Annotated in this window: 22 protein-coding genes; 8 read left to right on the forward strand and 14 right to left on the reverse strand. The window is 51.8% G+C overall.

From position 1 onward, the window contains the following. The first annotated feature begins 163 nt into the window (after positions 1–163). The 5 genes from putP (at position 164) to phoH (ending at position 6,510) form a co-directional block, all read left to right on the forward strand. Entirely contained in the window at positions 164–1,672 is a 1,509-nt protein-coding gene (putP, locus tag NNO08_RS10955; protein WP_271449350.1) for a sodium/proline symporter PutP, read from the forward strand. 221 nt (positions 1,673–1,893) lie between these two features. Then, positions 1,894–2,727: an iron uptake transporter permease EfeU gene (gene efeU, locus NNO08_RS10960; RefSeq protein ID WP_271441337.1), complete on the forward strand. Its 834-nt coding sequence runs from the start codon at positions 1,894–1,896 to the stop codon at positions 2,725–2,727. Positions 2,728–2,784: 57 nt separating this feature from the next. Further along, a complete protein-coding gene (gene efeO, locus NNO08_RS10965; RefSeq protein WP_271441338.1) occupies positions 2,785–3,912 on the forward strand; it encodes an iron uptake system protein EfeO in 1,128 nt (375 codons plus the stop codon). Between the two features lie 5 nt (positions 3,913–3,917). Further along, complete coding sequence (gene efeB / locus NNO08_RS10970) at positions 3,918–5,201, forward strand: iron uptake transporter deferrochelatase/peroxidase subunit (RefSeq protein WP_271456712.1); 1,284 nt, start codon at positions 3,918–3,920, stop codon at positions 5,199–5,201. A gap of 520 nt (positions 5,202–5,721) precedes the next feature. Further along, a complete protein-coding gene (phoH, locus tag NNO08_RS10975; RefSeq protein WP_199954506.1) occupies positions 5,722–6,510 on the forward strand; it encodes a phosphate starvation-inducible protein PhoH in 789 nt (262 codons plus the stop codon). A 177-nt stretch (positions 6,511–6,687) separates the two neighbouring features. Here phoH and artJ read toward each other — a convergent pair whose 3' ends face one another. The 6 genes from artJ to NNO08_RS11005 form a co-directional block, all read right to left on the reverse strand. Then, positions 6,688–7,419, reverse strand: a complete 732-nt coding sequence (gene artJ, locus NNO08_RS10980) for an arginine ABC transporter substrate-binding protein ArtJ (RefSeq protein ID WP_271441340.1) — start codon at positions 7,417–7,419, stop codon at positions 6,688–6,690. Between the two features lie 239 nt (positions 7,420–7,658). Beyond that, complete coding sequence (artM, locus tag NNO08_RS10985) at positions 7,659–8,327, reverse strand: arginine ABC transporter permease ArtM (protein WP_271456713.1); 669 nt, start codon at positions 8,325–8,327, stop codon at positions 7,659–7,661. Further along, the gene (artQ, locus tag NNO08_RS10990) at positions 8,327–9,043 is read right to left on the reverse strand and encodes an arginine ABC transporter permease ArtQ (RefSeq protein ID WP_271441341.1); all 717 of its coding nucleotides are present in this window, start codon (positions 9,041–9,043) and stop codon (positions 8,327–8,329) included. The genes artM and artQ overlap by 1 nt, the downstream gene beginning before the upstream one ends. Positions 9,044–9,049: 6 nt before the next feature. Continuing rightward, entirely contained in the window at positions 9,050–9,781 is a 732-nt protein-coding gene (gene artI, locus NNO08_RS10995; RefSeq protein ID WP_003027298.1) for an arginine ABC transporter substrate-binding protein ArtI, read from the reverse strand. Between the two features lie 16 nt (positions 9,782–9,797). Beyond that, the gene (artP, locus tag NNO08_RS11000) at positions 9,798–10,526 is read right to left on the reverse strand and encodes an arginine ABC transporter ATP-binding protein ArtP (protein WP_137382222.1); all 729 of its coding nucleotides are present in this window, start codon (positions 10,524–10,526) and stop codon (positions 9,798–9,800) included. A gap of 352 nt (positions 10,527–10,878) precedes the next feature. Next, positions 10,879–11,394: a lipoprotein gene (locus tag NNO08_RS11005; RefSeq protein ID WP_200000890.1), complete on the reverse strand. Its 516-nt coding sequence runs from the start codon at positions 11,392–11,394 to the stop codon at positions 10,879–10,881. A 126-nt stretch (positions 11,395–11,520) separates the two neighbouring features. On the opposite strand from NNO08_RS11005, the gene NNO08_RS11010 reads away from it, so the two are divergent. Beyond that, complete coding sequence (locus NNO08_RS11010; RefSeq protein ID WP_108474624.1) at positions 11,521–11,844, forward strand: heavy metal-binding domain-containing protein; 324 nt, start codon at positions 11,521–11,523, stop codon at positions 11,842–11,844. Next, complete coding sequence (locus tag NNO08_RS11015) at positions 11,841–12,671, forward strand: N-acetylmuramoyl-L-alanine amidase (protein WP_271456714.1); 831 nt, start codon at positions 11,841–11,843, stop codon at positions 12,669–12,671. Before NNO08_RS11010 ends, NNO08_RS11015 begins: the two co-directional genes overlap by 4 nt. Positions 12,672–12,782: 111 nt before the next feature. On the opposite strand, the gene NNO08_RS11020 is transcribed toward NNO08_RS11015, so the two are convergent. The 4 genes from NNO08_RS11020 to poxB form a co-directional block, all read right to left on the reverse strand. After that, complete coding sequence (locus NNO08_RS11020; protein WP_137382225.1) at positions 12,783–13,796, reverse strand: NAD-dependent epimerase/dehydratase family protein; 1,014 nt, start codon at positions 13,794–13,796, stop codon at positions 12,783–12,785. A gap of 97 nt (positions 13,797–13,893) precedes the next feature. Continuing rightward, the gene (locus NNO08_RS11025; protein ID WP_271456715.1) at positions 13,894–15,324 is read right to left on the reverse strand and encodes an SDR family oxidoreductase; all 1,431 of its coding nucleotides are present in this window, start codon (positions 15,322–15,324) and stop codon (positions 13,894–13,896) included. Positions 15,325–15,334: 10 nt separating this feature from the next. Further along, positions 15,335–16,336: a low-specificity L-threonine aldolase gene (gene ltaE, locus NNO08_RS11030; RefSeq protein ID WP_271456716.1), complete on the reverse strand. Its 1,002-nt coding sequence runs from the start codon at positions 16,334–16,336 to the stop codon at positions 15,335–15,337. A 155-nt stretch (positions 16,337–16,491) separates the two neighbouring features. Then, on the reverse strand, positions 16,492–18,210 hold the full coding sequence (poxB, locus tag NNO08_RS11035; RefSeq protein ID WP_271441345.1) for a ubiquinone-dependent pyruvate dehydrogenase: 1,719 nt from the start codon (positions 18,208–18,210) through the stop codon (positions 16,492–16,494). Positions 18,211–18,363: 153 nt separating this feature from the next. On the opposite strand from poxB, the gene NNO08_RS11040 reads away from it, so the two are divergent. Further along, entirely contained in the window at positions 18,364–18,798 is a 435-nt protein-coding gene (locus NNO08_RS11040) for a DoxX family protein (protein ID WP_040231860.1), read from the forward strand. Between the two features lie 87 nt (positions 18,799–18,885). On the opposite strand, the gene hcr is transcribed toward NNO08_RS11040, so the two are convergent. From hcr to aqpZ, 4 genes are all read right to left on the reverse strand, one after another. After that, the gene (gene hcr / locus NNO08_RS11045) at positions 18,886–19,854 is read right to left on the reverse strand and encodes an NADH oxidoreductase (protein ID WP_202038973.1); all 969 of its coding nucleotides are present in this window, start codon (positions 19,852–19,854) and stop codon (positions 18,886–18,888) included. A 10-nt stretch (positions 19,855–19,864) separates the two neighbouring features. After that, on the reverse strand, positions 19,865–21,517 hold the full coding sequence (gene hcp / locus NNO08_RS11050; protein WP_271456717.1) for a hydroxylamine reductase: 1,653 nt from the start codon (positions 21,515–21,517) through the stop codon (positions 19,865–19,867). A 155-nt stretch (positions 21,518–21,672) separates the two neighbouring features. Then, positions 21,673–22,572: a lysine exporter LysO family protein gene (locus tag NNO08_RS11055; RefSeq protein ID WP_137382231.1), complete on the reverse strand. Its 900-nt coding sequence runs from the start codon at positions 22,570–22,572 to the stop codon at positions 21,673–21,675. 144 nt (positions 22,573–22,716) lie between these two features. Then, a complete protein-coding gene (gene aqpZ, locus NNO08_RS11060) occupies positions 22,717–23,412 on the reverse strand; it encodes an aquaporin Z (protein WP_048212061.1) in 696 nt (231 codons plus the stop codon). Between the last annotated feature and the right edge of the window lie 231 nt (positions 23,413–23,643).

Below are 23,643 nucleotides of genomic sequence, written 5' to 3' on the forward strand. Positions count from 1 at the left end.
GGATCAAAATTGATGTAAATGGTGTGTTAAATCGATTGTGAATGGCTATGGCTTCCGGCAGGATACGGTCGCCCTGGTCAATATAGATATCTTTGCCACGTTCCGGCAGGGTAATAAAACGGCAAGCCACGGCATTGCCGATACATAATTTTGGAGAGTTTTGATGGCTATTAGCACACCGATGTTAGTCACATTCTGTGTCTATATTTTTGGCATGATATTGATAGGGTTTATTGCATGGCGTTCGACCAAAAACTTTGATGATTATATTCTGGGTGGACGCAGTCTGGGTCCGTTCGTAACGGCGTTATCCGCAGGGGCATCCGACATGAGCGGCTGGCTGCTGATGGGGCTGCCAGGTGCGATTTTCCTGTCGGGGATTTCAGAAAGTTGGATCGCTATCGGTCTGGTATTAGGGGCGTGGGTCAACTGGAAACTGGTGGCCGGGCGTTTACGTGTACACACCGAATATAATAACAACGCGCTGACGTTGCCGGATTACTTTACCGGCCGTTTTGAAGATAAAAGTCGTATCCTGCGAATTATCTCTGCACTGGTTATTCTGCTGTTTTTCACCATCTATTGTGCTTCAGGTATTGTGGCAGGGGCGCGTTTATTCGAAAGCACCTTTGGTATGAGCTACGAAACCGCGCTATGGGCGGGAGCGGCCGCGACGATTCTTTATACCTTTATTGGTGGCTTCCTTGCGGTGAGTTGGACCGATACCGTGCAGGCCAGCCTGATGATCTTCGCACTGATCCTGACACCGGTGATGGTGATTATTGGTGTCGGCGGATTTGAAGACTCGCTGGAAGTGATTAAGCAAAAGAGCATTGAAAACGTCGATATGTTCAAAGGGCTTAACTTTGTTGCCATCATTTCACTGATGGGATGGGGGCTGGGTTATTTCGGTCAACCGCATATCCTGGCGCGCTTTATGGCTGCCGATTCCCACCATAGTATTGTCCATGCACGTCGCATCAGTATGACCTGGATGATTCTGTGTCTGGCTGGCGCTGTTGCCGTTGGTTTCTTCGGTATTGCTTACTTCAATAACAACCCGTCGGTAGCGGGTGCCGTGAACCAGAACGCCGAGCGCGTGTTTATTGAACTGGCGCAAATCCTGTTCAACCCGTGGATTGCCGGTATTCTGTTATCTGCGATCCTCGCAGCGGTGATGTCGACGCTGAGTTGCCAACTGCTGGTATGCTCCAGTGCAATTACCGAAGATTTGTACAAAGCGTTCCTGCGTAAAAATGCCAGCCAGAAAGAGCTGGTATGGATTGGGCGTATCATGGTGCTGGTCGTGGCGCTGGTGTCCATCGCGCTGGCGGCAAACCCAGAGAACCGCGTGCTCGGCCTGGTGAGCTACGCCTGGGCTGGCTTTGGTGCTGCCTTTGGTCCGGTTGTTCTGTTCTCCGTAATGTGGTCGCGTATGACCCGTAACGGCGCGCTGGCTGGGATGGTCATTGGTGCTGTGACGGTTATCGTCTGGAAGCAGTTTGCCTGGTTGGGTCTGTATGAAATCATCCCGGGCTTCGTGTTTGGCAGCATCGGGATTGTAGTCTTCAGTCTGTGGGGTAAAGCGCCATCAGCAGCAATGCAGAAACGTTTTGCCGAGGCTGATGCTCATTATCATTCAGCACCGCCGTCGCGTTTGCAGGAAGAATAATCGCTGTATTGTTTTTAAAGCCCGCCGCGAGCGGGCTTTTTTATGTCTCCCTCACTTCGATCCAGCGTGCAATAACTGTTACCCACCTAACTGTTTACATTAAGTCATCATTCTCAAAACATTCTGCTTGAGTTTTTCTTTGCTGTAATGATAATCACTATCACTGTAATTTACTTTTCTTTGCATCACTTGACTGAGAATAACGTTAAAGGGTACTTCGCATGTTTGTTCCATTTCTAATTATGTTGCGCGAAGGGTTAGAGGCCGCGCTGATTGTCAGCCTGATTGCCAGCTACCTGAAACGGACTCAGCGTGGTCGCTGGATTGGCGTGATGTGGATTGGTGTGTTGCTGGCGGCGGCGCTGTGCCTTTCGCTGGGAATTTTCATCAATGAAACCACGGGCGAATTCCCGCAAAAAGAGCAGGAGCTATTTGAAGGTATCGTGGCACTTATTGCTGTGGTGATCCTGACCTGGATGGTCTTCTGGATGCGTAAAGTATCGCGCAACGTCAAAGTTCAACTGGAACAGGCTGTCGATAACGCGTTACAGAAAGGCAATCATCATGGCTGGGCGCTGGTGATGATGGTCTTTTTTGCCGTCGCTCGTGAAGGGCTGGAGTCAGTCTTCTTTCTGCTGGCGGCATTTCAGCAGGATGTGGGTATTTGGCCACCGCTAGGTGCGATGCTGGGACTGGCTACCGCGGTGGTGCTGGGTTACCTGATTTATCTCGGTGGGATTCGCCTCAATCTCGGGGCTTTCTTTAAGTGGACCAGTCTGTTCATTTTGTTGGTTGCCGCAGGTCTTGCTGCGGGAGCCATTCGTGCATTCCACGAAGCCGGGTTATGGAATCATTTCCAGGACGTAGCGTTTGATATGAGCAGCGTTTTGTCAACGCATTCGCTGTTTGGCACATTGATGGAAGGCATCTTCGGCTATCAGGAAGCGCCAAGTGTTAGTGAAGTTGCTGTCTGGTTTATCTATCTGATTCCGGCATTGATTATGTTTGCTCTACCACCTCGTTCAGGCACTACGGCATCACGTACCGCACCCTGATAAAACGTGATGCAAGAATATCATTTAGTTACAACATACTTTTTATAGGGATGGGTCATGACGATTAATTTCCGCCGTAGTGCGCTGCAGTTGGGTATTGCCGCGCTGTTTGCTTCTGCTTTTACCGCTCACGCTGCTGATATCCCGCAGGTAAAAGTCACGGTAAATGACAAACAGTGTGAACCGATGACAATCACGGTGAATGCCGGGAAGACTCAGTTCATCATTCAAAACCACAGTCAAAAAGCGCTGGAGTGGGAGATCCTCAAAGGCGTGATGGTGGTCGAAGAGCGTGAGAACATTGCGCCCGGTTTTAGCCAGAAAATGACGGCTAACCTGCAGCCGGGTGAATATGATATGACCTGCGGTCTGCTGACCAACCCGAAAGGCAAGCTGATCGTGAAGGGGACGGCAACGGCAGATGCCGCGCACAGCGATGCTCTGCTGAGCCTGAGTGGTGCAATTACTGAATACAAAGCCTATGTAACGGCAGAAACAGCGCAACTGGTGTCAGGCACGAAAGCCTTTACGGATGCCATTAAAGCGGGCGATCTGGAGAAAGCCAAATCCCTGTATGCGCCAACGCGTCAGCATTATGAACGTATTGAGCCGATTGCCGAATTGTTCTCTGACCTCGATGGTAGCATTGATGCGCGTGAAGATGATTATGAGCAAAAAGCCGCCGATCCTAAATTCACCGGCTTCCACCGCCTGGAGAAAGCGCTGTTTGGCGACAATACCACTAAAGGTATGGACAAGTACGCCGACCAATTAAACAGCGATGTTCTTGACCTGCAAACGCGTATTAGCGAACTTGCTTTCCCGCCGTCTAAAGTGGTTGGCGGGGCAGCAGGGCTGATTGAAGAAGTCGCAGCCAGCAAAATCAGTGGAGAAGAAGATCGTTACAGCCACACCGATTTGTGGGACTTCCAGGCTAACGTTGATGGCGCGCAGAAAATCGTCGACCTCCTACGTCCTCAGTTACAAAAATCCAATGCTGATCTGTTGGCGAAGGTGGATGCGAACTTCAAAAAAGTCGATTCCATTCTGAGCAAGTACCGTACCAAAGACGGCTTTGAAACCTATGACAAACTGACCGATGCCGATCGTAATGCGCTGAAAGGGCCAATCACGACGCTGGCGGAAGACTTGTCGCAATTACGCGGTGTTTTGGGCCTGGATTAAGCACTATGCAGCAAGATAATGAAAACGGCGTGAGCGAACCGTCACGCCGACGTTTACTGAAAGGGATGGGGGCGCTGGGTGGGGCACTGGCGCTGGCAGGTGGGTGTCCGGTTGCCCACGCGCAAAAACCACAAAGCGCGCCGGGCACGCTGTCTCCGGATGCACGTAGCGAAGCGCAGCCGTTTTATGGCCAGCATCAGGCGGGGATCCTGACGCCGCAGCAGGCATCAATGATGCTGGTGGCATTCGATGTTCTCGCCAGCGATAAGGCCGATCTTGAGCGGTTATTCCGGTTGCTGACTAGCCGATTTGCGTTTCTGACCACCGGTGGACCGGCGCCGGATACGCCGAATCCGCGTTTACCCCCTATGGATTCCGGTATCCTCGGCGCCTACATTGCGCCAGACAACCTGACGATGACGTTGTCAGTCGGCTCCTCGCTGTTCGATGAACGCTATGGTCTGAAATCGCAGATGCCGAAAAAGCTGCAAAAAATGACCCGCTTCCCGAATGATTCGCTGGATGCGGCGCTGTGCCATGGCGATGTGTTGCTGCAGATTTGTGCCAACACCCAGGATACCGTCATCCATGCGTTGCGCGATATCATTAAGCACACGCCGGATCTGCTCAGCGTACGCTGGAAACGTGAAGGGTTTATCTCTGATCATGCCGCACGCAGTAAAGGTAAAGAGACTCCCGTCAATTTGCTGGGATTTAAGGATGGAACCGCGAATCCCGACGCTGCCGATACAACGCTGATGCAAAACGTGGTGTGGGTCACTGCGGAGCAGGGGGAACCGGCATGGGCACAAGATGGTAGCTATCAGGCTGTCAGGCTCATCCAGTTTCGCGTGGAATTCTGGGACCGTACGCCGCTTAAAGAGCAGCAAACGATTTTCGGCCGCGATAAACATACCGGCGCACCGCTGGGTATGCAGCACGAGCATGATGTTCCGGATTATGCCAACGATCCCGAAGGCGAGGTGATTGCGCTCGACAGCCATATTCGTCTGGCGAACCCGCGCACGAAAGAAACAGAGACCAGCCTGATGATGCGTCGTGGGTACAGCTATTCGCTTGGCGTGACCAATTCCGGGCAATTGGATATGGGATTGTTGTTTGTTTGCTATCAGCACGACCTGGAAAAAGGGTTTTTGACGGTTCAGAAACGCCTGAACGGTGAAGCGCTTGAGGAGTATGTCAAACCTATTGGTGGGGGCTACTTCTTTGCTTTACCTGGTGTCAAAACCGCTGACCACTATTTGGGGCAAGCCCTGCTCGAAGCATGATGATTGTGCCCCGCAGTGCTGCGGGGCATTTCCTGACACTCTGATGAATGAAAAAATTATTTTTCATGATCGGCGGCGGCTGAAATAATTCTGTCATCTCTCTGCAAGAGACTGTTGCTGGCGATAAGATGAAATTAAGTTAACAACAAGTAAAAATATTGTTGCATTAACGAAAGGTTATGATGTAATTATAAGTAATAGCGGTAGTTCCCGGCGGTGATAGTCATTCACTATGGAGATCGCGAATGGAAAAGTCCTGTACTGGACACGTTTTTCAAAGTTATTGCAGTCCCTTACGCGGACGTTTCTCTTCCGGTAGCCATCTCGTCACCGTTAAATCTCTCTCCCTTTCACTTCTTATCCTTGTAACTGACACCCTGTACGGTGCGCGTAGCCGTGTATGGCGTCTTATCCGAAGGCAGGCAATGGCTTACAAGGAAGCCAACCCTCAGATGTTCGTGCGCATAATCGTGCCGCCAACGGCGCGTGTGATGTATACCTACAACTCAAGGTGCTATCCATGGGAAGACAAAAAGCAGTGATCAAAGCTCGTCGCGAAGCAAAACGTGTGCTGAGGCGGGATTCGCGTAGCCATAAACAGCGCGAAGATGAATCGGTCACCTCGCTTGTGCAGATGGGCGGCGTAGAGGCGATTGGTATGGCGCGTGATAGCCGCGACGCCACACCGATCACGGCACGAAATGAAGCTCAGGCGCACTACCTGAATGCTATCGAGAGTAAGCAGCTGATATTCGCCACGGGTGAAGCCGGGTGTGGTAAAACCTGGATCAGCGCGGCGAAAGCAGCAGAAGCCCTGATCCACAAAGATGTGGACAGGATCATTGTAACCCGTCCAGTTCTGCAAGCTGATGAAGACCTCGGCTTCTTACCTGGGGATGTCTCTGAGAAGTTCGCTCCCTATTTTCGTCCGGTTTATGACGTGCTGGTAAAACGTCTGGGAGCCTCCTTTATGCAATATTGCCTGCGACCTGAGATTGGTAAGGTAGAAATCGCGCCGTTCGCGTATATGCGGGGACGTACATTTGAAAATGCCGTTGTTATTCTGGACGAGGCTCAGAATGTGACCGCTGCGCAAATGAAGATGTTTTTGACTCGCCTCGGAGAGAATGTGACGGTGATTGTGAATGGGGACATTACCCAGTGCGATCTCCCCGCTCATGTTCGTTCAGGGCTAAGCGATGCGCTGGCCCGTTTCGAAGAAGATGACATGGTTGGGATCGTTCGATTCAACAAAGATGATTGCGTTCGTTCGGCACTGTGTCAGCGGACGCTCAATGCTTACAACTGATCTGTTTTGCGTCTTCAAGGCCCGGGAAACCGGGCTTTGTTTTTTGTCCCCCTGTGAGCACAACGGACTGATGGCGTGGCCGACATTGCAGGTGAGGTCCGGTGTTCACGTTGCATCCTGCATGGATAAATAGCAATAAAAAAGCCGCAGGTCGCGGCTTTTTAAACAAGACAGAGATTACTGTGGGAACCACTGGTCACTGATTTTCTGGTACGTGCCGTCAGCTTTGATGGCGGCCAGCGCATTGTTCAGTTTTTCCAGCAATGCTTTATTATCCGGGCGAACAGCAATACCAAGACCCGTACCAAAGTATTGCGGATCGGTGACTTTTGCCGTCGCAGTACCTAACTGTGGATTGGTTTTCAGCCACTCATTGACGACGGCAGTGTCGCCAAATACGCCATCAATACGGCCATTTTTCAGGTCGATGATTGCATTCTGATAGCTGTCGTAGGCCACGGTTTTTACTTCAGGATGTTTGTCCTGCAGGTATTTCTGGTGCGTGGTACCGTTTTCCATCCCGATACGTTTGCCTTTCAGATCATCAAAGCTCTTATAGGTGTCTTTCTTCGCAATCACCAGCGCTGAGTTGGCATAGTACGGCTGGGTGAAGGAAACCTGCTTGCTACGTTCAGGCGTGATGTCCATACCGGAAATCACCGCATCATATTTTTTGAATTTCAGCGCGGGAATAAGGCTGTCGAAAGCATGATTAGTAAAAGTACATTCAGCCTGCATTTGTTTGCACAATGCTGTTGCCAGATCGATATCAAAACCGACAATTTTATTGCTGGCGTCCAGTGATTCGAATGGTGGGTAGGTTGCTGATACACCGAAACTAATCTTATCAGCAGCTGCGGCGCCAGCGGCGAAAGTAGCAAGTAATGCGGCCAGTACTAACTTTTTCATGGTGGAACTCCCGTCTGTCAATCTTATGATTATTTACCGTGTCTGCGGCGTGGATTCACAATGCCACTTAATGAATTTGTATGCAATAAAAATGATTAAATATTTTTATTGGCATAAAAAAAGACGGACAATTTAGAATGTTGTCCGTCTTTATGTTTTTGCATTATGCACATTCTTCGGATGACGGCGCTGGCACCTTATCCGGCCGACATCGGCGCAAAAACCGCAGCGGCATCGACTTAATTCCGGTGTTCAAACGCCAGGGCTTTACGTTCGATCAAGCGCATCATCAACGTCAGCAAGCCATTGACGATCAGGTAAATCACGCCAGCTGCACCAAAGACCATGACGTCATAGGTACGGCCGTACAGCAGTTGGCTGTAGCCCATGACTTCCATCAGTGTGATGGTGTACGCCAGTGATGTACTTTTAAAGACCAGTACCACTTCGTTGGAATACGAGGAGAGGGCGCGTTTGAAAGCATACGGCAGCAGAATGGCCAGCGTATCCTTTTTGCTCATCCCCAGCGCACCACAGGACTGCCACTGGCCTTCCGGGATTGCTCGAATCGCACCATAAAACAGTTGCGTGGTATAGGCCGCACTGTTTAAGGACAGTGCGATTAACGCGCACAGCCATGGTTCGGACAGCAAATGCCAGAGCACTGGATATTCCTGCAGCGCAGGGAACTGCCCAGGCCCGTAGTAGATCAGGAATATTTGCACCAGCAGCGGTGTACCGGTAAACAACGTGATATAGGCGCGAACCAGCCACACCAGTACCGGCGTTTTCAGTGTCAGGATAACAGTGAAAACCAGCGCCAGAACCAGTGCCACCACAATCGAGGCGACCGTCAGCGTCAGGCTGGTGTGCAGCCCTTTCATTAGTTCAGGTAAATACTCAAGCATTAGCCTGGTCTCCGCTCAAAACGTGTCGCGCGCAGGTCAATGCGTTTGAGAATGTACTGACTCACCAGCGTAATCACCAGGTAAATAGCCGCCGCGACGATGTACCAGGTAAAGGGTTCCTGAGTACGGGTCGCAATGCTCTTGGTTTGTAGCATCAGATCGTTCACGCTGATGAGGCTAACCAGTGCGGTATCTTTCAGCAACACCAGCCACTGGTTACCCAGACCCGGCAGGGCATGGCGCCACATTTGCGGCATCACCAGGCGAAAGAAAATCGCGGTTTTAGATAAACCCAGCGCCTGGCCTGATTCCCATTGTCCAAGCGGAACCGCTTTCAACGCACCGCGCAGCGTTTGTGAGGCATAGGCTGCATAAAGCAATGACAGTGCAATCACACCGCACAGGAACGGGCTGACGTCGAAGTTTTCAATCTGCATCTGAACGGGAATTTGCACGAACCCGAGATTGATCGTAAACCCATCGGCCAGCGTCAGCAGCAGTTGAGAGGAACCGAAATAGATAAACAGAACGACCAGAATTTCTGGTAACCCGCGCAGGATAGTGACCAGCCCTGAACCTGCCCATGCCACTGGACGCCATTTTACAGACTCCCAGACGGCAAAGAACATGGCGAGTGCAAGGCCAATAATCAGCGCACAAACGGCAAGGCCGACGGTCATCCCGGCGGCGCTTGCTAAAGGAAAAAATTCATTCATCAAATATTACTTCTGGAACCATTTGTTATAGATGGTTTCGTAAGTCCCATCTTTCTTCACTTTTTCCAGCGCAGCGTTAAATTTCTGCTGCAGCTCGGTATTACCCTGGCGCACAGCAATGCCCAGACCAGTACCGAAGTAATCTTTATCCGTCACTTTATCGCCAACGGCAGCCAGTTTCGGATTGTCTTTCAGCCATTCCGTTACCACTGCGGTATCACCAAAGACGCCATCAATACGACCGTTTTGCAGATCCAGTTTGGCATTCTGATAGCTGTCATATGGCACGGTAGTCACTTCCGGGTGTTTATCCATGATGAATTTTTGGTGCGTGGTACCGTTCTGTACGCCGACTTTTTTGCCTTTCAGCTGGTCGATGCTGGTGTATTTACCCTGCTGGCCGACAAACAGTGCCGAGTTGTCGTAGTAAGGCGTCGTGAACAGTACCTGCTTTTCACGTTCTGGTGTGATGTCCATACCGGCCATTACCGCGTCAAAGCGGCGGAACTTCAGGCTGGGGATCAGGCTGTCGAAGGCCTGATTGGTGAACGTACAGGTAGCGTCAATCTCTTTACACAGCGCATTCGCCAAATCAACGTCAAAGCCTACGATCTTGTTATTAGCATCGATGGATTCAAACGGAGGATAGGACGCTTCGGTAGCGAAACGAATGGTTTGGGCTGCGGTAGCGGAAAGACTAAAACCTGCGATTAGCGCGGCAATCAGAACTTTTTTCATTGTATTGTCCCGAATCTTAGTGAGAAAGATAGTTTTTAAACGCTTCGGTTTGCGGGTTGGCAAAGCAGCTCGCATCCCCAAACTCGACGATATGACCGTTTTCCATATACACCACACGACTGGCTGTTTTACGTGCAACTTCCACTTCGTGGGTGACGATCACCTGAGTAATTTTAGTTTCCGCCAGCTCACGAATGATGCTGACGATTTGGGCCGTGATTTCCGGGTCAAGCGCTGCGGTAGGTTCGTCAAACAGCAGTACCTGCGGTTCCATCATCAACGCACGGGCAATCGCCACACGCTGCTGTTGACCGCCGGACAAATGCAGTGGGTAGCGATCGCTGTAAGGCTTCAGGCGCAGACGCTCAAGCAGTTTTTCAGCACGCGCCAGTGCTTGTTCTTTCGTCAGACCAAGTACGCGGCAGGGCGCTTCAATCAGGTTTTGCTGTACCGTCAGGTGCGGCCAAAGATTGTATTGCTGGAAGACCATGCCCACGTTTTGACGCAGCTCACGAATGGCTTTATCTGATGGGGTTTTCGTGAAGTCGAAACGGTTACCTGCAATAGAAAGCGTGCCCGAGCGTGGCATCTCAAGCAGATTGAGTACACGCAGTAGCGAGCTTTTCCCGGCTCCACTTGGGCCAAGTAACACCAGTGTTTCACCCTGAGGGCAATCCAGCGTGATATCGAACAGCGCCTGATGTGCGCCGTAGAAGCAGTTAATGCCGTTTAATTGAATACTCATTGATTCTCGTATGCTGGCAGTCTGATAGCTATACACTTCATCCTTCAAGCTGCCTCTTTGTTGGCTGCGTTCATTCACTCCAGTCACGTACTATTCGTACGCTCCTGGAGATTCATTCACTTGCCGCCTCGACGCATCATGAATGATTTTGTGTATATTGAAGCCGCAGATACTACCTTTGGCAGAATAGTTATGCAATATTTATGCGTTAAAAGTTAAATGCAAACCGCATTCTTATCTAAACATAGCACAAAATAGCGGGGCCACCAGTGGGCAAGAATAATTGTCGGCATTCTATGCAGAATGCCAGACAATTTATGGGGGTTATGATTTGATGAGATGAATGGGGAGATTAGCGGTTTTCGACAGACTGGCGCAGTGTCCCGGCTGGCGCGTGTACGCTGCCGCCCAGATAACGCACATCGTCAACTACCCAGCACTGGCCTTCGCGGATCATCAGCACTTCATCACGCCAGCTTTGGTCGCCCTGTTTAAGCTCTACACGCAGCGGAATATTGCGTGCATCACTATTCGGAATAGTCGATGCGCTGGCGACGCTGGCGCTGTCCGGTAACGTGGCGCGACTGGAGAACGGATCGCTGTTAAACAGTTCGCGATGCGCGTTATCTCGGCTGGCATCATTCAGCAGTTTCGCCAGGTTGTCGCTTAAGTACGGGCGCAGGGCGGTGATGTCATTATTACGATGCTGAATGCGGTAATCATAGAATTGCTGGGCCACGCTGTCTGGCCCGCCTTCTACGCATGAACCGCTACGCGTGCCGTTATCTTTATAGACCGGCGTCACGGTAGTACAGGCGCTGAGAAGAAGTGCACAGGGAACCAGCAGAGAGAGTTTCGAGTAGCGCATAATGATTTCCTTATTAGCTTTCTACGATTAGTGTTCTACGTTGATAGAATATATCCTTTCAATGATAGTGGATCGGTTCGATAATGCTTTTGAGATCGTGCTCTTAGCGCAACAAGGAGATTAACCATGCAGTTTTCGACTACCCCTACGCTTGAAGGGCAGACCATCGTGGAATACTGCGGTGTGGTAACCGGCGAAGCTATTTTAGGCGCAAATATCTTCCGCGATTTCTTTGCGGGTATCCGTGATATCGTCGGTGGGCGCTCCGGCGCGTATGAAAAAGAATTACGTAAAGCGCGTGAAATTGCCTTCCAGGAACTCGGCGAACAAGCCAAAGCATTGGGCGCTGATGCGGTTGTCGGTATCGATATTGATTACGAGACCGTCGGGAAAGATAGCAGTATGCTGATGGTCAGCGTCAGCGGTACCGCGGTAAAAACTCGCCGATGAAGCGTCTGCTGTGGTTGCTGGTGTTCACGCTGCTGTTGGCCGGGTGTGCCGGCGAGAAAGGGATTATCGATAAAGACGGGTATCAGTTAGATACCCGCCGTCAGGCTCAGGCTGCCTATCCCCGCATTAAGGTGTTGGTTATTCATTACACCGCAGATGATTTTGATTCATCACTGGCTACGCTGACGGATAAAAACGTCAGTTCGCATTATTTGATCCCGGCGGTGCCGCCGTTGTATCACGGTAAGCCGCGTATCTGGCAACTGGTCCCGGAAAAAGATTTGGCCTGGCATGCGGGGATTAGCTTCTGGCGTGGCGCCACGCGCATCAATGACACATCGATTGGTATTGAGCTGGAAAATCGCGGCTGGCAAAAGTCGGCGGGAACGAAATATTTCACCCCGTTTGAAGCAACACAGATTCAGGCGTTGATCCCGCTGGTAAAGGATATTATTGCCCGTTACGACATCAAGCCACAAAACGTCGTGGCTCATGCGGATATCGCGCCACAGCGTAAAGACGATCCCGGCCCCCTGTTTCCATGGCGTGAGCTGGCGGCACAAGGTATTGGCGCGTGGCCGGATGCGCAGCGCGTCACGTTTTATCTCGCCGGGCGTGCGCCTCATACGCCGGTAGATACCGCCTCGTTGCTTGATGTGTTGTCGCGCTATGGCTATGACGTTAAACCTGAAATGACGCCACGTGAACAACAACGGGTGATTATGGCGTTCCAGATGCACTTCCGTCCTGCGTTGTGGAACGGCGTGGCGGATGCTGAAACCCTGGCGATTGCCGAGGCGTTACTGGAGAAATACGGGCAGGGCTAACGCAGATCACCGATGCCTGATGGCGCTTCGCTTATCAGGCCAACGGATATTTCGGGCAGGAATGTAGGCCGGATAAGGCGCTTGCGCCGCTATCCGGCAATGGCAACCCGCTTAACGTGGCAGTTTGCCGTGGTCGCGTAACCAGGCCGCGGTACGTTCAATCCCTTCGTCCAGTGTGACTACGGGCTGATAGCCTAACTCTTCCTGAGCGCGCGTTGTATCCAGCGTAAAATCAAAATTAAGCTTCGACACACCGTAATGCGTGAGCTTGGGTTCTTTAGCCGATTTATTACCAAGACGTTCCATGCTGCGGGCGATCATGTCCAGCATCGGATAAGGAACCGAACGAATACGGCAATCAATATTCAGCTCATCAATGAGCTTCTGCACGATGCTGCGCAGGGTGCGATGCTCGCCGTTGGTAATGTTATAGGCACGACCTGACGGCAGTTTATCGCAGGTTGTCTGGCTTGCCAGCCACATCGCATGCACCGCGTTCTCGTAGTAGGTCATATCTACCAGCGCACTTCCGCCGTGCGGCAACAGAATGCTGCCGTAGTGATGCATCATATGCGCCAGACGCGGGATAAACACTTTATCATGAGGGCCGAACAGACTTTGCGGACGCAAGACCGTAAAACGGGTCTGCGGGTTGGCCTGAGCTAACAGTGCAATAACCTCTTCACCAGCGGCTTTGCTGCGGGCGAATTCGTTGGCAAAGCGATGTGGGCGGAAGTCCTCTTTGATATCACGATGGTGGTGATAGTCAAAATACAGTGAGGGAGAGGAGATATGAATAAAGTTACGCACGCCCCAGGCAACGGCCCACTCGCCCAGACGACGGGTAGCACGAACGTTGGCCAGATCGAAGGCTTCCTGCGTGCCCCACGGTGAGGTGAAACTGGAGCAGTGCCATAGTGTGTCGATACCTGCGAGCATCACTTTTGCCTGCGAAGAGACCAGCTCGGTCAGATCCGCATGGACAAATTCTGCCCCCATTTTTTCCAGCAGCTTACCCATCGCTTCGTTGCGACCGGTGGCTCTGACGCTGATGCCTTTTCTGCACAAAAACTCAACCGCGTTTCGGCCCAAGCCGCTGGTGGCTCCGGTAACCAGTACCTTCATATCAATCCACTGTGTTTAAAAAACGTCGTGCGCATTCTTCCGTGAAATACGCTCGTATGCAATGGGAAACATGAAAGAATACAGTCTCTTTTTATCATTAGTCTGTGATTTGTTCTGCAAGTTTGGCAATACGCTTCGCCATCCCTCTGAAAATGAACAAGTGCGCTGGGATCATCAACAACCAATAGAAGAGACCGGGCATCCCGTGCGGGTGCCACCATGCCCGGACATCAATACGTCGGTGATCGCCTTTTTCTTCCAGCGTAAAGCTCAGGCGACCGAGACCAGGGGCCTTCATGCCAAACAGCAGAGTGAGCTGTTTTTCCGGTTCAACGATGATGACTTTCCAGCTATCAACGGTATCACCAACCTGCAATAATGGGTGTTGGGGCCGACCTTTTGCCAGCTTGTGACCTACCAACAGGTCCAACGCTGCACGAGTCTTCCACAAAATGTTGCCAAAGAAATAACCTTCTTTGCCCCCGAGGCGGTTCACGACCTGCCACAACGCTTTCCGGCTGGCGGAGGTCTCCACACTAAAGCCGGCTTGTTTGGCAAAATACCCATATTCAGGACGCCAGCGTGCAAAAGCCTGAGCGTCATAACCCCAGTCGCTGGAGTTAACCAGCTTTTCCTCTTCTTTCAGCGTACTGCGAACCGCGTCGTCGAAGGCAATCAGCGGTTGTGGGATCAGCGTCCGTAGTTCTGTGTCATCAGCCAACAGATCGTGCTTAAGCCCCTGGATTAGCGCTTTAGCCGTAGTCGGCGGAACCGAAGTGATGACATTTAAAAACCAGACGGAGATCCAGCGGGTCGGAAAGGGGATAGGGACCAACAGCCGATGCTTACCGCTGACTGTCATAAAGTGCTCAAACTGCTCCTGGTAGCTTAATACCTGCGGGCCTGCTGCTTCGAGTACGCGGTGTGTGCTTGCCGGATGGTCCAACAACGCCACCAGGTAATACATCAGGTTTTCCAGCGCGATAGGCGTGGTGCGAGAACGTACCCAGCGTGGCGGGGTTAACACGGGTAGGTTATAGACCATGTCGCGCATGACTTCAAACGCAGCGGAACCGGCGCCAACGATAATGCCTGCACGTAGCTCAGTCACCGGTACACCGGATTCGCGCAGCGTATCTGCGGTAATCTGGCGCGCACGCAGGTGATCGGACTGCTCATGTCTGGGAGCCTGCAATGAGCTCAGGAAGATCAGTTGTTTGACCGGGGTCGTACGTAGCGCATCGCGCACGTTTTCTGCGACCAGGCGCTCATGGGCAATAAAGTCGCCCCCTTCACCCATGCCATGAACCAGATAGTAAACGGTATCAATACCCGCCAGCAGCGGCGGCAAAGTATCCGGTACATTTAAATCGATCTTATGACAGTTAATGTTGGCCAGTTGCTGCTTTTCCAGCCGTTCAATGCGACGTGCCGCAGCCAGCACCTGATGCCCTTGCTGGCTGAGCGCCTGAACCAGATGCTGACCAATGTAGCCACTGGCGCCAAGAACTAAAATCCGTTGCGGCACGCCTGACTCCTTAGCGGGTTAAAAAAGCGCGCCAGTGGGCGACGACTTCAGCAAGCTGTGCACGTGACACGTCCAGATGCATCACCAGACGTACAATCGGGGAGGCGTTAATCAGCACATCATGTGCCTTCATATATTCGCCCAGTGCTGCAGCATGTTCTTCACCAACGCGGATAAACAGCATGTTGGTGTCGTGACGCATGACGTCCGCTCCCGCTTCACGCAGCTGTTCTGCCATCCAGGCCGCGTTGTCGTGGTCGTCTTGTAAACGCGCGACGTTATTTTTCAGCGCATACAGTCCGGCTGCCGCCAGAATCCCGGCCTGGCGCATCCCGCCGCCGGTCATTTTGCGCCAGCGAATCGCGCGTTTGATGTAGTCATGGCTGCCAACCAACAGTGAACCCACCGGCGTTCCCAGACCTTTGGAGAGACAAATTGTGAACGAGTCGCAGTATTGGGTAACGTCTTTTAACGCACAGCCGTAGGCGACGATGGCGTTAAAAATACGTGCGCCATCAACGTGCAGGGCAAGGTTTCGCTCACGGGTAAATTCCCAGGCATCCTTCAGGTACTCACGTGGCAACACTTTACCGTTGTGGGTGTTTTCCAGACTGAGCAGGCGTGTGCGAGCAAAATGGATATCATCCGCTTTGATTTTTGCCGCCACTTTATCCAGTGGCAGAGAACCATCTGGCGCAGCATCAATAGGTTGGGGTTGGATACTCCCGAGCACTGCAGCGCCGCCAGCTTCATACAAGTAGTTATGAGCCCCCTGACCGGCGATATATTCCTCGCCGCGCTGGCAATGGCTGAGTAACGCAACCAGATTAGCCTGAGTGCCGGTAGGCAGGAAAATAGCCGCTTCTTTACCAGAAAGTTCAGCGGCGTATTGCTGAAGGGCGTTAACGGTAGGGTCATCTCCGTAAACGTCGTCCCCGACCGGGGCTGCCATCATCTCTTCCAGCATGGCGCGACTGGGTCGGGTGACGGTATCACTGCGTAAATCAATCATGGTATCTCCTTATTACACTTCATCCTTCAAGCTGCCTCGGCGTTGGCCGCACCCTTAAACCCCAGTCACATAGTATACCTATGCTCCTGGGGATTTTCGGGCGAGCCGCCTTGATGCATCATGAATGATATTGTGTGTGATTTAATAAGGATGTTTTACCTGAGCCAGTTCGTTTTCGCCAGTTCGATCACTTCATCACCGCGTCCACTGATGATCGCGCGCAGCATATACAGGCTAAATCCCTTCGCTTGTTCGAGTTTTATTTGTGGTGGAATGGCGAGCTCTTCTTTCGCCACAACGACATCGACCAGCACCGGACCATCGATTGACATGGCGCGTTGCAAGGCCTCATCGACCTCAGAGGATTTCTCTACGCGGATGCCGGTAATGCCACAGGCTTCGGCAATACGTGCGAAGTTGGTATCGTGTAGTTCCGTCCCGTCTGTCAGATAACCGCCTGCCTTCATCTCCATCGCCACAAAACCCAGTACGCTGTTGTTGAACACGATTATCTTCACCGGGAGCTTCATTTGTACAACCGAGAGAAAATCGCCCATTAACATGCTGAAGCCACCATCGCCGCACATCGCGACGACCTGACGACCTGGTTCAGTCGCCTGCGCACCCAGCGCTTGTGGCATGGCGTTTGCCATTGAACCGTGGTTAAACGATCCTAGCAGGCGGCGTTTACCGTTCATTTTCAGATAGCGTGCGGCCCACACTGTTGGTGTGCCTACATCACAGGTAAAGATTGCGTCGTCCGCGGCGAAATGGCTGATTTGTTGTGCCAGATATTGTGGATGAATGGCTTTATCGCTGGGCTTGGCTAAATCATCCAGCCCTTTGCGTGCATCGCGATAGTGCTCCAGCGCTTTGTCCAAAAACTGCCGATCGTTTTTTTCTTCTAGCTGTGGAAGCAGGGCGAGAAGTGTGGATTTAATATCGCCCACCAGCGCCATATCCACTTTGCTGTGTGCGCCAATGCTCGCGGGGTTGATATCAATCTGGATAATTTTGGCATCGGTAGGGTAGAACGGACGATAAGGGAACTGAGTGCCGAGTAAGATCAGCGTGTCGGCATTCATCATGGTATGGAACCCGGAAGAAAAGCCGATTAATCCGGTCATGCCGACGTCGTAAGGGTTGTCGTATTCAACGTACTCTTTACCACGCAGGGCGTGAACAATCGGGGCTTTGATTTTAGCGGCAAATTCGACTAACTCTTTATGTGCCCCGGCACAACCGCTGCCGCACATCAGGGCAATATTGCGGGAATAACGCAGCAGTTGCGCCAGCTTTTTAATTTCTTCTTCTGCTGGCGTAACTATCGGCAGCGGTGCGTGATACCAGTGCGTACTGGCGCTTTCCGGCGCGGGTTTCAGCGCGACGTCGCCAGGTAAGACGACAACTGAGACACCGCGGTTTAATACGGCTTTTCGCATCGCAATCGCCAGTACCTGGGGGATCTGCTCAGGACTGGAAACCAGCTCGCAATAATGGCTACATTCGCGGAACAACTCCTGCGGGTGGGTCTCCTGAAAATAACCACTGCCTATCTCACTGGAAGGAATATGTGCAGCAATTGCCAGCACCGGGACATGGTTGCGGTGGCAATCAAACAGGCCGTTAATCAGGTGCAGGTTTCCCGGTCCGCATGAACCGGCACAGACAGCCAGCTCACCGGTCAGTTGGGCTTCTGCGCCTGCGGCAAAAGCGGCAACCTCTTCATGGCGGGTTGGCATCCAGTCAATCGTTCCCATACGATTCAGACTATCACTGAGGCCATTCAGTGAGTCGCCCGTCACACCCCAAATACGTTTAACGCCAGCTTGTTCAAGGGTTTTAGCAATAAAAGCGGCAACCGTTTGTTTCATGGTTTTCCATCTCCTTTAATGTGATACCGGTTACAAGTTTAGATGAAGATAATAGTTATGCTTCTCATTACCCCCTTATTTTCGGCAGCTTACATTTCACGAAGATAAAGCGTAGCTTGGCAGAAGACATGGTAAAACAAGGAATGAATTCAAATGGTTACAAAACTATTAAATGCAGTTAACCGGACGCTGACGCACGAAGATTTTGGCAAGTTTTTGTTACGCCTCGCTGTTGGGGGGCTGATGCTTTTCCATGGGCTGCATAAACTGTTTGCTGGTATTGATGGCATCAGTGGCATGCTGATAGCCAAAGGGTTTCCCGGCTTTATTGCTTACGGTGTCTTGCTGGGAGAGGTTGTTGCGCCTTGCCTGATTATTCTTGGGATCCTGACACGCCCGGCGGCATTAGGGCTGGCGTTTACAATGATTGTGGCGTGGCTGATGGTCGGGATGGGAGAAACCTGGTCTCTGGACAAAACCGGCGCCTGGGCGATTGAGAGCTTGGTGTACTTTTTTGTTGGCGCGATGGCGGTGGCGTTTCTGGGCGCAGGTAAATATGCCCTGGGTGGCAATTCAGCCTGGCGGTGATAAATGACCGGATGACGGTATTAGTACTTTGTCCGGCCTACAACGGTTCTTGTAGGCCGGATAAGTATGCCATCCGGCAATGACTATTTACGCAAGTACCAGATCGCCCTGCGGATGACAGGAACACGCCAGAACGTAACCTTCCGCAATTTCCGCATCGGTCAGCGTCATGGTGCTGCTGACCGTGTAGTTACCATCAACCACTTTGGTTTTGCAGCAACCGCACACGCCTGCGCGACAGGCGGCAACGACCGGAACCTTATTGCTTTCCAGTGCTTCCAGTAGCGTCGTGCCAACCGGCGCATAGAACTCTTGTGCAGGTTGCAGCTTGGTGAACTTCAGGCCACTGGTTGCCGCTTCGGCCACCGGAGTGAAGAACTGCTCTTTAAAGAAGCGTGTTACGCCAAGCGCTTTCACTTCTTTCTCGACCAGATCCATATACGGGGCCGGGCCACAGGTCATCACGGTTCGTGAGGTCAGATCCGGGACGCTCTTCAGCAGTTCGGTGGTCAGTCGGCCGGAAACAAAACCCTGAGTGGCATTGTTTTCAGCGACTAATGTCACCGGATACTCACGCCATTCATCGGCAAAGATGACATCTTCTGGCGAGCGAACGTTGAAAATCACCTGCACGTCGGCTTGTGGACGGTACTTCGCCAACCAGCGACGCATCGACATGATTGGCGTTACGCCACAGCCGGCAGCCAGCATCAGGAACTTGTCTTCTGCTTTATCTTCACAGGTAAATTCACCCATGGCATCGGACAGCCAGATGTAGTCGCCGCGCTTCACGTCGCGGGTTAACCACTGAGAACCTGCACCGTCGTCAATGCGGCGGATGGTCAGCGTGATGTACTCGCTAACACCCGGCGTTGAAGAGATAGTGTAAGCACGCAGCGTATCCGCTGAGTTACGTACGCTGACCAGTGCATACTGCCCGGCACGATAGGGATAATAGTCGTGGCATAGCAACGAAATTGTCCACACATCCGGCGTTTCCTGATGGATGTGATGAACCTGCATCCGCCACGGGCACTGATGGGTTGGCATTGTCATTCTTTACTCCTTACGCGCTCAGCAGCTGCTTCATGTCTTCTTCAACGGTGGTCACGGATCGCAGACCAAATTTCTCGTTGAGTACAGCCAGCAGATCGGGTGTGAAGAAGCCAGGTGCAGTTGGGCCAGTCACGATGTTTTTCACACCCAGTGACAGCAGGGTCAGCAGGATGACAATCGCTTTCTGTTCGAACCAGGAGAGCACCAGAGACAGTGGCAGATCGTTCACGCCACAACCCAGTTTCTCAGCCAGAGTGACGGCCAGGATAATGGCAGAGTAGGCATCGTTACACTGACCGGCATCGACCAGACGCGGCAGACCTTCGATATCGCCGAATTCCAGTTTGTTGAAACGGTATTTACCACAGGCCAGAGTCAGGATCAGGCAGTCGTCTGGTACGCTGGTGGCGAAATCGGTGAAGTAGTTACGTTCACCGCGTGCGCCGTCACAACCGCCAACCAGGAAGATGTGACGTAGTTTTTCGCGGCTCACCAGGTCAATCAGGGTATCAGCAGCGCCCAGCAGGGTCTGACGACCGAAACCGACGGTGATCAGGTGCGGAATTTCGCTGTACGGGAAGCCCGCCATCTGCTGCGCCTGTGCGATAACCGGACCGAAGTTGTCGCCTTCGAGGTGGCTCACGCCCGGCCAGCCGACGATGCTACGGGTCCAGATACGGTCGTCGTAGGCGCCAACGGTTGGGTCGATGATGCAGTTAGAGGTCATGACGATTGGGCCAGGGAAACGAGCAAATTCAACCTGCTGGTTCTGCCAGCCGCTGCCGTAGTTACCGATCAGGTGTTTGAACTTACGCAGTTCCGGGTAGCCATGTGCTGGCAGCATTTCACCGTGGGTATAAACGTTAACGCCGGTGCCTTCAGTCTGCTCAAGCAGGTTGTACAAATCTTTCAGGTCGTGACCGGAGATCAGAATGCACTTCCCTTCGGTTGCTTTCACGTTGACCTGGGTTGGGGTTGGGTGACCGTATTTTGTGGTTTCACCGGCATCCAGAATGCTCATCACTTTAAAGTTCATCTGGCCGATTTCCATTGAACACTCCAGCAGAGCGTTCATATCGGAAGGCCAGGTACCCAGCCATGCCATGATTTTGTGGTATTGCGCGTAGATATCGTTGTCGTACTGGCCAAGAACGTGTGCGTGCTCCATGTAAGCTGCCGCACCTTTCAGACCGTACAGACACAGCAGACGCAGACCGAGGATATTCTCGCCGATGGTCGCTTTGTCTTTATTCGGGGTGAATTCAGCGGCCTGACGTTGCAGGTCGCCCAGATCGTCGCTGACCAGTTGCAGGTCGGCCATCGGGTTTTCAACAGTTGCGTTAGCATCAATGTTCAGGCATTGCGCTTTCAGTGCATCGCGCATGGCGATAGCTTCACGAGCATAGCCAACAATACGCGGGGAGTCGAAGTTAACGTTGGTCAGCGTGGAGAAGAATGCACGCGGCGCGAAGTTATCAACTTCATGGTCGATGATGCTGTATTCACGCGCTTTAACAGCCCATGCAGACAGACCTTGTAGGGAAGCAATCAGCAGATCCTGCAGATCGGAGGTTTCAGCAGTTTTACCGCACATACCCTGCGCGTAAGAGCAGCCGTTTCCTGCCGGAGTACGGATGGTTTGTTCACATTGCACACAAAACATGGTCACACCTTTTAAAGTTATATTTGATATACATGTTTAAGGTTATGCCTGCGCGCGAAGGGATTAAAGGGATTTCTGCTACAACTTGCAGGGAGATTGATTTAGCGCAATTTTGGCGGTAGCTGACTACCGCCAGAGAGGTATTTGTCTGTGTATCAGGCGGAGAAAAAGGCCATTAACAGGGGTACTAACAGGCTAAGAATAAAGCCGTGCACAATGGCTGCGGGCACCATCTCCAGACCGCCACTGCGTTGCAAGACGGGCAGCGTGAAATCCATAGATGTCGCCCCGCAAAGACCCAATGCGGTTGAACGGCTGCGGACCACCAGTCCAGGGATCAGCATAATGGCAATCAACTCACGTGCCAGGTCGTTAAAGAAGGCGGCGCTGCCAATTACTGGACCGAATGATTCAGTCAACAAAATGCCTGACAGGGAATACCAGCCAAAACCCGATGCCATCGCCAGTGCTGTTTTCAACGGCAGGCCGAGGATCAGCGCATTAATGACGCCGCCCAGCAGAGAACTGGCCACGACGACGACGGCAACAATCATGCCCCGACGGTTCAGTACGATCTGCTTTAATGTCATACCACTGTTTCGCAGTTGGATCCCAACCAGGAATAATAAAAAGATCAGCGTATATTCGCTGGCTTCGGTCGCGTGCTGCAGTATCGACAATCCGGTAAGACCCAACAGAAAACCCAGCACCACGACGCCGCAAAGCTGTAGCGACTCAAGCGCCATCGCGATTCGGGAGGGGAGCTTCTCTTGCTGGTGGCTGTGTCGCCAGGGGAGTGAGCGCTCAAGCCACAGCAGCGCTGCGATATTACACAGCAGAATGACCGTCACACTGACGGCAGAATAATAAAGAATGGATAACAGATTACTGGCGAGATTATCCAGAAACGCCAGACTGATCCCCATAAAAAAGAGAATAAGGTAGACGATCCAACTCAACAGCCGATTGATAAGTTTTAATGCGGCTCTGTGTCGAAGCGGAATGAGGTAACCCACAATAAGGGGTACCAGAATGATTAACAGCCCTGAAAACATGAAACCCCGATCCTTGCTGAGAAGTAAGACGAAATGCGCCTGCACACACTACTGAAAGCAAAGAGGGGAGTAAAGTTGCAAATAAAAGGAAATATAGCGAGGAAAAAAAAGGCCTGACAGTTCATCAGGCCTTGTTGTTAGCGATTAATCGCGTTTTTCCAGCAGGGTACGGTAAATAAGACCGCCGACGATCCCGCCGATAATCGGCATAACCCAGAATAACCAAAGCTGTTGTAATGCCCAACCACCCTGGAAGATAGCAACCGCAGTACTACGTGCTGGGTTTACGGATGTATTGGTGACCGGGATACTGATCAGGTGAATCAACGTTAATGCAAGACCGATGGCAATTGGCGCAAAACCTGCCGGAGCATGTTTATCGGTCGCACCGTGGATCACTAATAAGAAACCTGCGGTCAGAACGATTTCAATTACGATGGCAGAAAGCATGGAATATCCGCCAGGTGAATGCTCACCGTAACCGTTTGAGGCGAAGCCACTGGCTGCTGCATCAAAACCGGCTTTGCCGCTGGCAATAAGATAAAGTACCGCTGCTGCTACAATACCACCCACAACCTGAGCAATAACATAACCAATAACGTCTTTCGCCGGGAAGCGACCACCAGCCCATAAACCGAATGTCACTGCAGGGTTAAAATGGCCACCTGAAATATGACCCACAGCGAATGCCATGGTTAATACTGTCAGACCAAACGCCAGGGCGACACCGGCAAACCCAATACCTAACTCTGGGAAAGCCGCGGCCAGAACGGCACTACCACACCCGCCAAAAACAAGCCAAAACGTGCCGAAGAACTCGGCTGCTAATTTCCTGAACATAACCACCTCAATTAAAAGTTCCGGGTTAGTTTTTCTATCCCGGTATTTCATCGCTAAAAGGGACGATGATTAAAGCGCGCTTATTCTAGAAAAAAATCTCATCCCTTCGCCACTTAAATTAATAAAAAAATTTGATTTAAGGCAATGTGATGCGAATCCTTTTTGGAGTTCAGGTGAATAAAGCATAGTTCAGTTATCAGAAATCTGATGATTGCGTCTGAAATTATATTC

It is taken from the genome of Citrobacter sp. Igbk 17 (genome assembly GCF_028069775.1).
Lineage (GTDB): Bacteria > Pseudomonadota > Gammaproteobacteria > Enterobacterales > Enterobacteriaceae > Citrobacter.

Coding starts and splice junctions, on each gene's coding strand:
- NNO08_RS11020 (WP_137382225.1), bottom strand. CDS start 13,796: ATGAAGGTACTGGTTACCGGAGCCACCAGCGGCTTGGGCCGAAACGCG.
- ltaE (WP_271456716.1), bottom strand. CDS start 16,336: ATGATTGATTTACGCAGTGATACCGTCACCCGACCCAGTCGCGCCATG.
- putP (WP_271449350.1), top strand. CDS start 164: ATGGCTATTAGCACACCGATGTTAGTCACATTCTGTGTCTATATTTTT.
- poxB (WP_271441345.1), bottom strand. CDS start 18,210: ATGAAACAAACGGTTGCCGCTTTTATTGCTAAAACCCTTGAACAAGCT.
- efeB (WP_271456712.1), top strand. CDS start 3,918: ATGCAGCAAGATAATGAAAACGGCGTGAGCGAACCGTCACGCCGACGT.
- NNO08_RS11005 (WP_200000890.1), bottom strand. CDS start 11,394: ATGCGCTACTCGAAACTCTCTCTGCTGGTTCCCTGTGCACTTCTTCTC.
- efeO (WP_271441338.1), top strand. CDS start 2,785: ATGACGATTAATTTCCGCCGTAGTGCGCTGCAGTTGGGTATTGCCGCG.
- aqpZ (WP_048212061.1), bottom strand. CDS start 23,412: ATGTTCAGGAAATTAGCAGCCGAGTTCTTCGGCACGTTTTGGCTTGTT.
- artI (WP_003027298.1), bottom strand. CDS start 9,781: ATGAAAAAAGTTCTGATTGCCGCGCTAATCGCAGGTTTTAGTCTTTCC.
- NNO08_RS11040 (WP_040231860.1), top strand. CDS start 18,364: ATGGTTACAAAACTATTAAATGCAGTTAACCGGACGCTGACGCACGAA.
- artP (WP_137382222.1), bottom strand. CDS start 10,526: ATGAGTATTCAATTAAACGGCATTAACTGCTTCTACGGCGCACATCAG.
- artM (WP_271456713.1), bottom strand. CDS start 8,327: ATGCTTGAGTATTTACCTGAACTAATGAAAGGGCTGCACACCAGCCTG.
- artJ (WP_271441340.1), bottom strand. CDS start 7,419: ATGAAAAAGTTAGTACTGGCCGCATTACTTGCTACTTTCGCCGCTGGC.
- hcr (WP_202038973.1), bottom strand. CDS start 19,854: ATGACAATGCCAACCCATCAGTGCCCGTGGCGGATGCAGGTTCATCAC.
- efeU (WP_271441337.1), top strand. CDS start 1,894: ATGTTTGTTCCATTTCTAATTATGTTGCGCGAAGGGTTAGAGGCCGCG.
- NNO08_RS11055 (WP_137382231.1), bottom strand. CDS start 22,572: ATGTTTTCAGGGCTGTTAATCATTCTGGTACCCCTTATTGTGGGTTAC.
- phoH (WP_199954506.1), top strand. CDS start 5,722: ATGGGAAGACAAAAAGCAGTGATCAAAGCTCGTCGCGAAGCAAAACGT.
- artQ (WP_271441341.1), bottom strand. CDS start 9,043: ATGAATGAATTTTTTCCTTTAGCAAGCGCCGCCGGGATGACCGTCGGC.
- hcp (WP_271456717.1), bottom strand. CDS start 21,517: ATGTTTTGTGTGCAATGTGAACAAACCATCCGTACTCCGGCAGGAAAC.
- NNO08_RS11015 (WP_271456714.1), top strand. CDS start 11,841: ATGAAGCGTCTGCTGTGGTTGCTGGTGTTCACGCTGCTGTTGGCCGGG.
- NNO08_RS11010 (WP_108474624.1), top strand. CDS start 11,521: ATGCAGTTTTCGACTACCCCTACGCTTGAAGGGCAGACCATCGTGGAA.